Origin of the sequence: Variovorax sp. N23, assembly GCF_025486315.1 — a bacterium.
Classification (GTDB): Bacteria; Pseudomonadota; Gammaproteobacteria; order Burkholderiales; family Burkholderiaceae_C; genus Variovorax.
Map to the genome: position 1 here is coordinate 87177 of NZ_JAOOPY010000004.1, position 13180 is coordinate 100356.

Sequence of the window (13180 nt, forward strand, 5' to 3'; positions counted from 1 at the left end):
TGTCGGTTTTTCGCTCTACGCTTCTGCCGGGCGAACGGCTGAGCAGATATTGCGAGGGCCACTAAGAAGATTGTTTCGCTTGCCTCGAGCCGCGGGACACCCCGCGCTACAGGGAGCGGCCGCGCGGCTCCCGGGATGCGATAGGGGAGCTTGGCGGCCTTCGGCGACGAGAGCATGAGGTTCTCCGCGGGGCAGGTTGACAGAGGCTCGAGCCGGTTCCACGCCTGCATCGTCAAACGCGGGCAGATAGCTCACAGTTCTCCCTCGATGGTTTCGAGGCCTTGCAGCGCAGGCGCATCGAACTGCAGTAAATCCCCTGGTACAAGGGTCACCACTTTGCCTTCATAGCGCTATGCGATTGACCGCTCGTCACGTTTATAGGAAGCGGATGCCCAGCGCGGGAAGGCGGGAGTCCAAGCACCGGTCGGAAATTGCGGGCTTAAAAAATTATTAACGAGCTTGCTGCATGATTCCTTAAAAGCAAATGCTCAGGAATGGATTGATATGAAATGAAGCTGCTCCTCGTCGAAGACGACCAGATGTTGGGTGAGTCTATTTGCGACGGCGCGCGCCAGGGCGGATGGCACATCGACCACGTCGGCGATGCAAACTTGGCGCGTAGTGCCCTGGTGGATCACACCTATGCTGCCGTACTGCTCGACATTGGTCTTCCCGGAGATTCGGGGCTGTCGGTGCTGCGCTCGATGCGTGGGCGCTACGACCCCACGCCGGTGCTGATTCTCACCGCGCGTGGCCAGCTTAGCGAGCGCATCGTCGGCCTCGACGCGGGCGCTGACGACTATTTGGTCAAGCCGTTCCAGTTCGACGAACTTTGGGCACGCGTACGCTCGGTCATCCGCCGCAGTCAGGGGCGTGTTGTTCCAGTATTTACTCGTGGGGACGTTTGCATCGACCGCAGCAAGCGCGTCGTCACGAAGGCCAGTGTCGAGGTAGTCCTCAGTGCCCACGAATATCGCACCTTGCTCGCCCTGGTGGAGCGGCCCGGCCACGTGGTCACGCGCGACCATTTGCACGACATCGTCTACGGTACGGCCAGCAACGTGGAGAGCAATACCATCGCCGTGTTCATCCACCAGTTGCGTCGCAAACTCGGTGACGATCTGATCCGGACCGTTCACGGGCTCGGCTACGTCATTGGGCAGCCAACCGCATGAAGTCCCGCTCCTTCAACGCGCAACTGATCGTGGTGATCGTCGCAGTCATTGCCCTGTGCTGGACCGTGGTGGTTGGAGCCGTGCTCACGCAGTTCTCGCTCAACCGCACCAGCACCTGGGACGAGAAGCTCGCGGCCATTGCCACTCAACTGCTGGTCACGATCCCTGCCGATAGCCACTTCGATGGAGCAGGCAGGCCAGGCCTCAAGCTGCGCGAGGCCGTCGGCACCGAGCGCGAACAGTTGGTATTCCAGATCTGGATCGATCGCGAACGGATGGTCGCCAGCACTCCCGGTTCGCCCGAGTCGCCGCTACAGCCTGACTTTGCCGACGGTGCGGCTTCTACCCTCGTACAGGAAGAGAAATGGCGCGTGTACTCTGCCTCCGACAGCACTGGGCGGGTGACCGTCCAAGTTGGGAATCTGCAAAGTGTCGTAGATGCGGACATGCGCCACGAGGCAGCGCATGCACTCGTGCTCGCAACTGTTCTGCTCGTGATTGCAGGCTTCATCATGTGGCTAGTGACCCAAGGTACGCTCAGGCCCGTGCGCGCACTCGGGGCGGCAATGCGCCATCGTCGCCCCTTCGATTTCACATCCTTGCCGCTGGACCGCTTGCCATGGGAATTGCACCCGCTGGTTGACTCCTTCAACCACGTGCTCAAGCAACTGGACGAGGCTATCGAAGGCGAGCGTCGCTTCATTGGCGATGCGGCCCATGAGCTACGCACGCCGTTATCTGCCCTGCAGGCGCACGCCGAGATCGCATTGCAAGCCACCAATCCCCAAGACAAAGATGTCGCACTCAGAAAGCTGCTGGTGGTCGCCAGGCGCAGCACCCGGCTGTCCGAGCAGTTGCTGGACCTGGCGAGCATCAATGCCGGTGCAAAAGCCCCCAAACACACACCGGCGGATCTAAGCAAACTGGTGCAGCACGTAGCCCAGGAATTCGAGGTCTACGCCGACCTGAATCAGCGCTCGCTCTTCCTGGATGTGCATCCCTGCACGATCCTATGCGACATTGATGAGATTGGCATTCTGCTGCGCAATCTGATGCACAACGCCATGCGCTACACCGCCGAGGGTGGCAATGTGCTTGTGCGCTGCGGCTACCAAGCCACCGAGGGCAGCGAGCTCGCGCGCATGGTCTATCTGGAAGTTTCAGATGACGGCCCGGGCGTTCCGGCCGAGGAGCGCGAGGCCATCTTCGAGCGTTTCCATCGGGTCGCGGGGACGCCCGTGCGCGGCAGCGGCATCGGCCTGTCGCTGGTAGCCAACATTGCCGAATCGCACAATGCCACGGTCCAGACCGAGACCGGGCTGGAAGACCGAGGATTGATGGTGCGCGTCGTGTTTCCTGGCGTCGTCGAGCAACGGCACCCTGGCTGATCTACCCGCGTACCACGCGGGCGGCGGACCTTCGATTTTCTGCTGGGACGCTCGTCTGGGGGCGTTCGGCTGAACGATGAAGCAGCGGGTCCAGGGCGTGCCGGTCCGGAATGACCCGGGAAACGATGCGATTTGCGCGCTCTAGAGCAACCCTTGCCATGCGTTCGTTCAACACGGACTGGGTGCGCTGGGCATTGGCAACCTTGCTGCACCGGTCCTGGAACGCCAAGCCCAGATAGCACAAGATTGACGCGCACTGGAGTGGCTGGCCGATCCACATCGCGTTGTTCAATGGGGTGATTCGAGCAACTTGTGAGTGGCCTCCTGGCTGGCCAGGCGGCTGCACTTGATTTTTTTTGCTGAATTCCCCTCTTCTTAAAGAATTCCTAACAATTCTAAAGAGCCCCTAAATCCGCTTGGGCAGTATCCGGATCTCACAAATGCGCCGCATTGGCGCGCCACGAGATTGGAAGATTGATGCCGGATGACTTGAGCCAGGAGCCTCGTGCGGGAGGGCAGTCCGGCGTTCGCAGCGCCGACCCCCTGGAGCGCCCCGAGATCGTTGTGCGACCCAACCTTAACCGGTCGCCCGAGCACGAGGTAAGCAGCGCCACTTTCGGCGAGTTGACGCGTGCCGACACCCGCGGTGGCTTCAGTTCCCCACTGCCCCAACCCGTCACTAAGAGTTCGATTCTGTCGGTCGAGTATGCGATGTTGACGCTCCAGGTGCGTGGTCTGTCTGTGATCGATCTACAGCTGGATGCTCGCCTCGCCCAACGGGCAGCGTGGCGAACGGCGCAGCGGGAGGCATCACGCGCTCCCGCGCATTCGTCGCCGAAGGGATGCATCCATGAACTTGCCTCGTGTGCGCACAGCCGCACTTCGGCGATCACCCCGAACTCGACGCGGTGCTGGGCAGCGCTACATCACCGAGCCCACTCGGCCACCCTGAGGTAGGACGAGGCCCAGCCCGCTCTACGCCTGCGGCTTAGCTGCAAAGAGCAACGAAATTCTTCCCCCAATGCGTCACAGAAAGGACCAAACCATGTCTCAACAAAAGCTCTTCCGTCTTCCGCTGGCATCGTGCAAGCTGATCTTCATCGTTTCCGCCGCACTCTCCGCCGCTTGGACGCCGTCGGCCTTCGCACAGGACAGCCAGCCCAATGACGGCAGCGGGCAGTGGGCCCTGGGCATTGGCGCGGTCGTAGTCGATAAGCCCTACCGAGACTTCGATCGTGAGGTGCTCCCCCTTCCATTGGTGTCGTACGAGAGCAAGTGGATCAGCGCCACCGTCCCAACGTTCGACGTCAAGCTGTACTCGACCGACGCGCTCTCATTCCGACTGCGCGCCCGATGGTCGGGTGATGGCTACGAGGCCAAGGATTCTCCAGTCCTCAGCGGCATGGATGAGCGTAAGTCCAGCCTCTGGGCCGGCGGCGCAGTGACCTGGAAAAGCGATTTCGCGAACCTCAGCGGCGAAGTGCTGGCCGATGCCATGGGCAACAGCAAGGGCATGCGCGCCAAGCTGCAGATCGACCGTCGGCTCGCGGCCGGCAAGTTCGGCTTCACCCCACGCCTGGCCGCGGAGTGGGTCGACGACAAGTACGTCGACTACTACTACGGCGTGCGGCGATCCGAAGCCAGGGTTGGTCGCGCCTTCCACGAGGGAAAGGCCACCGCGAACTTGCAGTTTGGCCTGCGCATGGACTACTCGCCGTCGCGCAACCACACGGTGTTCGTGGATGTCGGTGCCACGCGTTTCGGCGACTCCGTCAAGGACAGTCCGTTGGTGGGAAAAGCCACCGGGACCACGCTCGCGCTCGGCTACGCCTACCGCTTCTGACGCGCCCTTCAACCAAGAGCCATGGGCGCCTACCGCCCATGGCCAAGGAGATCTCAAGATGAAAACCATCTCTACCATCGCGCTGGCGGCGATCGTGCTAGGCACCAGCGCATGCGCCAACGACGCAGTCAAGCAGCGACCTGCCGCTGAGCCGGACAACACACGACCTTCCACATCCGTCACGTGGGTGGCCTCAGCGGTCGTGGTGCCAGCGCCATCAACGAACATCGTGCCTCCGCCTGCACAGAGCACACCCGCTGCTGACCAAGACAGCACGGTCAACGGAGCCATCGGGGAGATCAGCCTGTCGCATGCGGGTGCCTCCGCGCCGGCATCGATGGCCAATGTGAATGCGCCCGGGCCGATGACGCAAGCCGAGAAGGACGACGAGGCGCTGTACGCGAAGCCACCCGTGCGCGACCCGTGGGAGGGGTTCAATCGCAAGGTGCACGGGTTCAACAGCATGCTCGATCGTTTCGTGCTGCGGCCCGTGGCCATGGGCTATGACAAGATCACGCCCGCACCCGTGCAATCTGGCGTATCGAGCTTCTTCGGAAACCTTCGCTTGCCCCTCACCGCCGTCAACCAGGCGCTACAAGGTCGACCAAGCCAAGCCGGACAGTCGCTCGGGCGGTTCGTCGTCAATTCCACGGCAGGCATCGCGGGCGTGTTCGACCCGGCCACACATATCGGCATGCCCAAGCGCGATGGCGAGGACTTCGGCCAGACGCTGGCGACCTGGGGATGGAGCGACTCCCGTTACCTCGTGGTGCCGCTGCTCGGGCCACGCACGGTACGCGACACCGTCGCCATCGTTGGTGACCAAGCGCTGTCGCCGATCGGTCAGATCGACAAATCAAGCATCGCGGACAAGCTGCAGATCATGCAAATGGTCGATGGCCGCGCCCGTATGCTTCCCCTAGACCCAGTCCGAAAGGACGCGTTCGACGACTACACCTTCGTGCGCGATGCCTGGGCGCAACGACGCAATCGGCAGATAGAACAGGATCTGAGCCAGAACCACAACTGATCGGGAAGCCGATGTGATCGATGTCGCCTTGGAGCCAATCCGCACTCAGGCCAAGGAACTCGCCGCACGACGGCCGCACAGCAGGCGGCTTCATGCTTCGCATGGCAGAGCACAGCGGTCCCGCCAGGGATTGGGCCGTAACGAATGCTGAGCAAGACGACCGATCGGCGGGGGCAGGGCGAACGACCCTGCTGCATGATGACCAGGGGGCGAAAGTACCTGCGCCTATCTGCCCCTTTGGACGGGCTTATGTTCTGCACCCTGCGAAGCTGCCGGAGATCGCGACCAATGCACGACGCGTTCCATTTCGGCGAGGGACTTCTCGCGCCGCGTGCGCTTCTTCTTCAACGTTTACTCGGCGCTGGCAACGCTGCGTTGGCTCATGTCCTGCCTGATGAAGTTCCAATGCCCGCAGTGCTCTGACGCTCGATCATCCGGAAACCGACGTCGATCACTCGCTTTGAGATAGGTGCTTGGCGGCAGCGGTCGACGATCAGACGGGCGGCCAAGCGGCCGATCTCGGGGCCGTCCACGTGCACCGTAGAAATCGACGGCAGCATGTGCGCGCCGAAGTCGGCATTGCCAAAGCCGCAAACTGCGAGGTCTCCGGGAACGCGCATGCCGCGCGCCATGGCTTCGACCATCACGCCATGCGCCAACTGGTCCGAGCTGCAGCACACGGCCTCGAGCTTCGGGTCCGACGCCAGCAGCTCCACGAGCGCAAGGCGCCCACGCTCCAGGCTGCTGGGCGCGGGCACGAGCGCAGTGGGCACCTCGCGGCCCAGCGCGGCCAGGAAGCCCTCGCGGCGCATGCGGGCGCGCAGGTCGTCGCCGCTGGCGACGCCGATGTGCTGCCACTTCTTTCCCATGAAATAGGCGCCCACGGCCTCGCCGACCTTGCGGTGCGAGAAGCCGACGAGCATGTCGATCGGTTGGTCGGTCAGGTCCCAGGTCTCGACGACCGGAATGCCGGAGCGACGCAGGCGGTCCCGCGCCCGTTGCGATCGCACCAGGCCCGTGATCACGATGCCGTCGGGCTGGCGTCCGATCATGGTGTTGAGCACCGACTCCTCGACCGCGGGGTCGTACTGCGTCTGGCCGAGGATGAGCTGGTAGCCGGCAGCGGCCAGTTCGTTCGTCAGGGTCTGCACCGTTGGAAGAAATTGCAACACGCTCAGCGATGGGACGATGCCGGCGACCATCAGGCTGCGCTTGGACTTGAGCCCGCCTGCCAGCAGGTTGGGGATGTAGCCCGTGGCCTCGGCAGCAGCCTGCACCTTGGCGATGGTCTTGTCCGAGACGATGCCCGGATTGCTCAGGGCGCGCGAGGCGGTGATGAGGGACACGCCCGCGGCCTTGGCAACGTCGTGCAGCGTCGCCGGCTTGGCGGGGGAGTCAGCGTTCATGGGAGGTTCTGGAAGGGCGCGGGCCGTCGGCTCGACACGCGCTGGCGACAACGATAGCAAACCCCGCAAAGCCCGGGAAAACCCCGAAGAAAATCGCCTTGATCGCTAAAATGACAACGATATCATTTCTCCTCCACAGAGCCGGGGTCGGCTGCGAATGCGATGGGTGACCCGGTCGTCCGTGGCTTCCAGCCGCTGCCGGCGTCCCTCGAACAGGAGACATCATGAAAAGACTTTTGACCGCCCTCGCGCTCGGCGTTGCCGTCTTGGCCGCGCAAGCTCAGGCCTGGCCCGACAAGGCGGTCACGCTGGTTGTTCCGTTCCCGCCCGGCGGCTCGACCGACCAGGTGGCGCGGGCGATCGCCCCCCGGCTCACCGAGAAGTTCAAGCAATCGTTCCTCATCGACAATCGGGCCGGCGCCACGGGCACCATCGGTGCGACGCTGGTCAAGCGGGCCGCACCGGACGGCGCGACCTTCCTCGTCACGTCGCTGGGGCCGCTGGTCATCGTGCCGCACCTGATCAAAGGCCTGCAGTACGACGCGCTGAAAGATTTCGACCTGATCACCGTTGCGGTGGCCTCGCCCAACATCCTCGTGGTGCCGGCCAATTCGCCGCACAAGAGCGTGGCCGACGTGATCGCCTACGAGAAGGCCAACCCCGGCAAGATGACCTTCGCGTCGGCCGGCAACGGTTCGAGCGACCACCTGACGGCCGAGCTGTTCTGGCAGCAGACCGGCACCCAGGGCATCCACGTGCCGTACAAGGGCGGCGCGCCGGCCCACACCGACCTGATGGGCGGGCAGGTCGATGCCTCGTTCCAGAACGTCAATTCGGTGGCGCAGTACATCAAGGGCGGCAAGATGCGCGCGCTGGCCATCACGAGCCCGAAGCGCTCGCCGATCTTCCCCGACGTTCCGACCCTGGCTGAAGCCGGCGTCAAGAACGTGGAGGTGGCGTCCTGGCAGGCCATCGTCGCGCCCAAGGGCCTGTCGCCCGCCGTGCGCGACAAGGCCCACGCGGCCTTCGTCGAGGCGCTCAACGACCCGAAGGTCAAGGACCAGTTCACGTCGATCGGCTTCGAGATGGTCGCCAACACGCCGGCCCAGTTCGCCGAGTTCCAGCAGAAGGAATACGCCCGCTGGAAGCAGGTGATCGACACCGGAAAGATCACGATCGAGTGAGTGAAAGAAGGGGGCACGGCGTGCCCCCGTTGTCCCATCCCGCGCTTCCGTAAAGACCACACATGACGACCGCATCTGCGTCCGGCGACAGCATCGCCTGGGTTCGACTCTCTTCCTGCTACCTGCCGCTGGCCAACCCGATCAGCGACGCCAAGGTGCTCACCGGCCGGCAGAAGCCGATGACCGAGATCGCGATGCTGTTCGCCGAGATCGAGACCAAGGACGGGCACCGCGGGCTGGGCTTCAGCTATTCCAAGCGCGCGGGCGGCCCCGGCCAGTTCGCGCACGCCAAGGAGATCGCGCCCGCCTTGATCGGCGAAGACCCGAGCGACATCTCCAAGCTCTGGACCAAGCTCAGCTGGGCCGGTGCCTCGGTCGGCCGCAGCGGCATGGCGGTGCAGGCCATCGGCGCCTTCGACGTGGCGCTGTACGACCTGAAGGCGCGCCGTGCCGGCCTGTCGCTGTCGAAGCTGCTGGGCTCGCAGCGCGACTCGGTGCGCTGCTACAACACCTCGGGAGGCTTCCTGCACACGCCGATAGAGCAACTGGTGGTGAATGCCGGCGCCTCGATCGCGCGCGGCATCGGCGGCATCAAGCTCAAGGTCGGCCAGCCCGATCGCGCCCTGGACATCCGCCGGGTCGAAACGGTACGCAAGCACCTGGGCGATCACGTGCCGATCATGGTCGACGCCAACCAGCAGTGGGACCGTCCGACCGCGCAGCGCATGTGCCGCGTGTTCGAGGAGTTCGACTTGGTGTGGATCGAGGAACCGCTCGACGCCTACGATTTCGAAGGCCACGCCGCGCTGGCCGCCGCCTTCGACACGCCCATCGCGACGGGCGAGATGCTCACCAGCGCCGCCGAACACGGCGAACTGATTCGCCACCGTGCCGCCGACTACCTGATGCCCGACGCCCCGCGCGTCGGCGGCATCACGCCGTTCCTGAAGATCGCCGCCCAGGCCGAGCATGCCGGCCTGAGCCTAGGCCCGCATTTCGCGATGGAACTGCATGTGCACCTCGGCGCGGTCTATGCGAGCGAGCCCTGGGTCGAGCATTTCGACTGGCTGGAGCCGCTCTTCAACGAGCGCCTCGAGATCAAGGACGGCCGCATGCTCGTCCCGACACGGCCCGGCCTCGGGCTGAGCCTCAGCGAGCAGGCCCGGGCCTGGACGCGCGAGACCGCCGAAACCGGCAAGCGCCCCTGAGCCGGCAACCCCGGACCGACCGCCGTTTTCGAAGGCCGTCCGGCGCACCACGCCGACCGTGCCGGACCGGCGTTCAACGGAGAGATTCCCATGAATGAAACAAGCGCTTCACCGCCACTGCACATCAAGATGCATGCGGCCGACAACGTCGCCATCGTCGCCAACGACGGGGGCCTGCCGGCGGGCACCGTGCTGGCGTCGGGGCTGACGCTGGTCGACAAGGTGCCGCAGGCGCACAAGGTGGCGCTCGAGGACATCGCCGAGGGTGGCGTCGTGCGGCGCTACAACGTGCCAATCGGCTATGCGCTCAAGCCCATTCCCGCCGGCAGCTGGGTGCACGAGCGCCTGCTGCAGATGCCCGCGGCGCGCGAGCTGGTCGGCCTGCCCATTGCCACCGTCAAGCCGCCGGAGATGGCGCCGCTGGAGGGCTACACCTTCGAGGGCTACCGCAACCTCGACGGTTCGGTGGGCACGCGCAACATCCTGGCCATCACGCAGACGGTGCAGTGCGTGGCCGGCGTGGTCGACTTCGCGGTGCAGCGCATCAAGGCCGAGCTGCTGCCCAGGTACCCGAACGTCGACGACGTGGTGGGCCTGTCGCACAGCTATGGCTGCGGCGTGACCATCGACGCGCCCGACGCCGTTATCCCGATCCGCACGCTGCGCAACATCAGCCTCAACCCGAACTTCGGCGGCGAGGTGATGGTGATCAGCCTGGGCTGCGAGAAGCTGCAGCCCGAGCGCCTGTTGCCGCCGGGCTCGATCCCCCTGGTCGACGAACGCAACGTGGCCGATGTCGGCGTCAGCGCAGAGAGCCCGCTCGACGTGGTCTGCCTGCAGGACGATGCGCACGTCGGTTTCATGTCGATGATCGATTCGATCCTGCGGCAGGCCGAGGAGCACCTCGAACGCCTCAACGCGCGTAGGCGTGAAACCGTGCCCGCCAGCGAGCTGGTGGTCGGCGTGCAGTGCGGCGGCAGCGACGCCTTCTCGGGCGTGACCGCCAACCCGGCCGTGGGCTTCTGCACCGACCTCTTGGTGCGCGCCGGCGCCACCGTGATGTTCTCGGAAGTGACCGAGGTGCGCGACGGCATCGACCAGCTCACCTCGCGCGCCACCACGCCGGCCGTGGCCGACGCCATGATCCGCGAGATGGCCTGGTACGACGCCTACCTGGACAAGGGGCGCGTCGACCGCAGCGCCAACACCACGCCCGGCAACAAGAAGGGCGGCCTCTCGAACATCGTCGAGAAGGCAATGGGCTCGATCGTCAAGAGCGGCAGCGCGCCGATCTCGGGCGTGGTGTCGCCGGGCGACAAGGCGAAGCAGAAGGGCCTGCTCTACGCCGCCACGCCGGCCAGGGCTGTGCGCAACCCGTTGGCCCAAGCTGCCAAAACGAACTGGCCCATGTCAGAACAGGATGCACTCGACATCCTGACGATGATGTCCCTGATCCATCGCAGTTGGATCGTATCCAAAGAGCCAACTCCGCATCTTGATAAATGCAGCCGGGGTTGTCTCCTGTGCAACGGCAAAGCGCGACGGCAGGTCCAGCATTACGCTTCCATGATGTCGGCGAGAAGCTCATCGGTGGCAGGGATGGCGAGACCGGGAAAATTCAGGCATTGCTTTTCATGCTGAGCCTATCCTGCTTGGCCTCAAAAGGGACAGCGTACTGCCTCGGATATAAACTAGGTTCCTCTATCCTCCTTCACTTTGCAGCTATGAATCGCGCTGAACTCGTTGAAATCCTCGCCTCCAAGAATGATCTGTCCAAGACGGCCGCCAATGCCGTGCTCGACACGCTGATCGAGACCATCCAGACCACCGTGAAGAAGGGCGATGCCGTGCAGCTGGTCGGATTCGGCACCTTCAAGTCCGCCAAGCGCGCCGCGCGCGCCGGCAAAAACCCTGCCACGGGCGCTGCCATCAAGATTCCCGCATCCACCGTGCCCAAGTTCGTGGCCGGCGCGAAGTTCAAAGCCGTGGTGGATCCGAAGGCCGCTAAGCGCAAGGCCGAGAAGGCGGGTAGGTAAACTGCCGAGCCCTATCCACAAGCCGCCCGGACCGGCCGCCTGACACCGGACTTCAAGACCATCGCCGACTTCCGCCGTGACAACGGCAAAGGCATTCGCAACGTGTGCCGCAGCTTCATCGTGCTGTGCCGGCAAATGAAGCTCTTTTCTCAGGCCGTGGTCGCCATCGACGGCAGCAAGTTCAAGGCCGTCAACAGCCGCGATCGCAACTTCTCGCCGGGCAAGATCGATGCTCGCAAGGAGCAGATCGAGCAGAGCATTCAGCGCTACCTCGACGCACTGGAAACCGCGGACCGCGTCCAGCCCGCCGACCTCGAAGCCAGGACCGATCGCCTGCAGGAGAAGATCGGCAAGCTGCGCGAACGGATGCGGCAACTTGACGAGACCAAGGAGCAGCTCAAGAGCGAACCAGGTCAACAGCGCTCACTGACCGATCCTGATTCGCGCTCGATGCTTCAGTCCGGCAAGAGCACAGGTCTGGTCGGCTACAACGTGCAGACGGCAGTCGAGGGCAAGCACCACCTCATCGTCGCCCACGAGGTCACGAACATCGGCAACGATCGAACTCAGCTCACCAGAATGGCAGTGGCTGCACGCGAGGCCATGGGCAAGACCAAGCTGCAGACCTTCGCCGACCGCGGGTACTTCAACAGCCTGGAGATCAAGGCCTGCGAGGATGCAGGAATCACTGCCTTCGTTCCCAAGCCAATGACCTCCAACGCGAAGGCGCATGGTCGCTTCGGCAAGGCCGACTTCATCTACATCGCAAAGGACGATGAGTACCTGTGCCCTGCCGGTGAGCGAGCCATCTACCGGTTCAGCAGGTGGGAGGACAACCTGGACCTTCGCCTCTACTGGCCCAATGCCTGTCCAGGTTGCGCGCTGAAGGCTCAGTGCACGACTTCATCCGCCCGACGGATTCGCCGCTGGGAACATGAAGCCGTGATCGATCGTATGCAGCAGCGCTTGGACCGCAAGCCCGATGCGATGACGTTGCGACGCGCGACCATCGAGCATGTGTTCGGCACGCTGAAGCACTGGATGGGCTCCACGCACTTCCTGATGACGAATATGGAACACGTCGGGACGGAGATGAGTCTTCACGTGCTTGCTGACAACCTCAAACGGGTGATGAGAATCTTGGGCGTTGCAGGAACAATGCGGGCGATGCGGCTGGTGGGGGCTTGGACCTCTTCTGTGGGGCGTGGCCAGCGTCGTGCAGCGTTCCAAGGGAGCATCAGGCGCGGTCGACCGCTTGCTGAATGTCCTGTGAGGCCCATCGCGCAACTCACAACGTGCGTACTCCGTATAGGTGTTCGCCGAAGGCGTTTACTTACACACAGCCTCGGCCCGAAGCCGCCGTATGTAACTCGCTACAGCGGTCGATCAGATGATGTTCGTGTGCGTTGACCGGCCTTGTTGAGTCGAAATTTCGTCACGCCGCCTTCGTCCATCAAGGTCAAGCAGCAGCGGCCAAGCGGAGCACGTTTCCCTCGGGGTCGGCAAGCACCATCTGACGTTGGCCATAGTGTGAATCAAAGGGTTCCTTCAGCGCGGTGGCGCCGAGCTCGACGGCCGTCAAGTAGGTTGCATCCACCTTCAACGGTTCGTCTAACACAAATGTCGGAAAGCTCGAGATCCGCAATGCCCCAACGGATGCAGCCGGCGGCTCAAGATTCAAAAGCGTATAGGCCGCATGCGCATTGAAGCCGAGCTGGAAATGGGGGCCGTCCAAAGCGCGGTAGATGGCTGTCCGGCTTTCTGAGATTTCGACCAAACCAAGAAGCTTGCGATAGAACTCCTTTTGCGCCTCGATGTCCTTGCAGAGAAGGTTGAACCAGAGTTTCACGGTGAGATCTCCGCGTGCGCGAAGCCGATGCCCACGGCGCGGCATCGTTGGCTTGATCGTC

Annotated in this window: 10 protein-coding genes and 2 pseudogenes; 9 read left to right on the forward strand and 3 right to left on the reverse strand. The window is 63.6% G+C overall.

Annotated elements, in window-relative coordinates:
* Positions 1-509 precede the first annotated feature (509 nt).
* The 4 genes from N8A90_RS07665 to N8A90_RS07680 all read left to right on the forward strand — a co-directional run bounded on the left by N8A90_RS07665 (position 510) and on the right by N8A90_RS07680 (position 5436).
* Entirely contained in the window at positions 510-1175 is a 666-nt protein-coding gene (locus N8A90_RS07665) for a response regulator transcription factor (RefSeq protein WP_262074087.1), read from the forward strand.
* Entirely contained in the window at positions 1172-2563 is a 1392-nt protein-coding gene (locus N8A90_RS07670) for a sensor histidine kinase (RefSeq protein ID WP_262074088.1), read from the forward strand. The genes N8A90_RS07665 and N8A90_RS07670 overlap by 4 nt, the downstream gene beginning before the upstream one ends.
* A gap of 1045 nt (positions 2564-3608) precedes the next feature.
* On the forward strand, positions 3609-4406 hold the full coding sequence (locus N8A90_RS07675; protein ID WP_262074090.1) for a MipA/OmpV family protein: 798 nt from the start codon (positions 3609-3611) through the stop codon (positions 4404-4406).
* Between the two features lie 58 nt (positions 4407-4464).
* Complete coding sequence (locus N8A90_RS07680) at positions 4465-5436, forward strand: MlaA family lipoprotein (protein WP_262074091.1); 972 nt, start codon at positions 4465-4467, stop codon at positions 5434-5436.
* Between the two features lie 279 nt (positions 5437-5715).
* On the opposite strand, the pseudogene N8A90_RS07685 reads toward N8A90_RS07680, so the two are convergent.
* Together N8A90_RS07685 and N8A90_RS07690 are read right to left on the reverse strand one after the other, a co-directional pair.
* Positions 5716-5820 (reverse strand): annotated as a pseudogene (locus N8A90_RS07685) (IS5/IS1182 family transposase); the annotation flags it as partial.
* Positions 5817-6842, reverse strand: a complete 1026-nt coding sequence (locus N8A90_RS07690) for a LacI family DNA-binding transcriptional regulator (RefSeq protein ID WP_262074092.1) — start codon at positions 6840-6842, stop codon at positions 5817-5819. The gene N8A90_RS07690 and the pseudogene N8A90_RS07685, both read right to left, overlap by 4 nt.
* Positions 6843-7066: 224 nt before the next feature.
* On the opposite strand from N8A90_RS07690, the gene N8A90_RS07695 reads away from it, so the two are divergent.
* The 5 genes and pseudogenes from N8A90_RS07695 to N8A90_RS07715 all read left to right on the forward strand — a co-directional run.
* Positions 7067-8026, forward strand: a complete 960-nt coding sequence (locus N8A90_RS07695; protein ID WP_262074093.1) for a Bug family tripartite tricarboxylate transporter substrate binding protein — start codon at positions 7067-7069, stop codon at positions 8024-8026.
* A gap of 62 nt (positions 8027-8088) precedes the next feature.
* Positions 8089-9234 (forward strand): L-talarate/galactarate dehydratase, encoded by a 1146-nt coding sequence (locus tag N8A90_RS07700; RefSeq protein ID WP_262074094.1) that lies wholly within the window; start codon positions 8089-8091, stop codon positions 9232-9234.
* A gap of 90 nt (positions 9235-9324) precedes the next feature.
* Complete coding sequence (locus N8A90_RS07705; protein WP_262074095.1) at positions 9325-10875, forward strand: UxaA family hydrolase; 1551 nt, start codon at positions 9325-9327, stop codon at positions 10873-10875.
* An 83-nt stretch (positions 10876-10958) separates the two neighbouring features.
* A complete protein-coding gene (locus N8A90_RS07710; protein WP_262074096.1) occupies positions 10959-11270 on the forward strand; it encodes an HU family DNA-binding protein in 312 nt (103 codons plus the stop codon).
* Positions 11271-11300: 30 nt separating this feature from the next.
* A pseudogene (locus N8A90_RS07715) lies at positions 11301-12455 on the forward strand (IS1182 family transposase); the annotation flags it as partial.
* A 274-nt stretch (positions 12456-12729) separates the two neighbouring features.
* On the opposite strand, the gene N8A90_RS07720 reads toward N8A90_RS07715, so the two are convergent.
* Positions 12730-13119 carry a VOC family protein gene (locus N8A90_RS07720; protein WP_262074097.1) on the reverse strand — a complete coding sequence of 130 codons (390 nt, stop codon included), beginning with the start codon at positions 13117-13119 and terminating at the stop codon, positions 12730-12732.
* Positions 13120-13180: the final 61 nt, after the last annotated feature.

Bases quoted from the DNA above. Each gene is read 5' to 3' on its own strand.
- N8A90_RS07665 (WP_262074087.1), top strand. From the start codon at position 510: ATGAAGCTGCTCCTCGTCGAAGACGACCAGATGTTGGGTGAGTCTATT.
- N8A90_RS07710 (WP_262074096.1), top strand. From the start codon at position 10,959: ATGAATCGCGCTGAACTCGTTGAAATCCTCGCCTCCAAGAATGATCTG.
- N8A90_RS07700 (WP_262074094.1), top strand. From the start codon at position 8,089: ATGACGACCGCATCTGCGTCCGGCGACAGCATCGCCTGGGTTCGACTC.
- N8A90_RS07705 (WP_262074095.1), top strand. From the start codon at position 9,325: ATGAATGAAACAAGCGCTTCACCGCCACTGCACATCAAGATGCATGCG.
- N8A90_RS07670 (WP_262074088.1), top strand. From the start codon at position 1,172: ATGAAGTCCCGCTCCTTCAACGCGCAACTGATCGTGGTGATCGTCGCA.
- N8A90_RS07690 (WP_262074092.1), bottom strand. From the start codon at position 6,842: ATGAACGCTGACTCCCCCGCCAAGCCGGCGACGCTGCACGACGTTGCC.
- N8A90_RS07680 (WP_262074091.1), top strand. From the start codon at position 4,465: ATGAAAACCATCTCTACCATCGCGCTGGCGGCGATCGTGCTAGGCACC.
- N8A90_RS07675 (WP_262074090.1), top strand. From the start codon at position 3,609: ATGTCTCAACAAAAGCTCTTCCGTCTTCCGCTGGCATCGTGCAAGCTG.
- N8A90_RS07695 (WP_262074093.1), top strand. From the start codon at position 7,067: ATGAAAAGACTTTTGACCGCCCTCGCGCTCGGCGTTGCCGTCTTGGCC.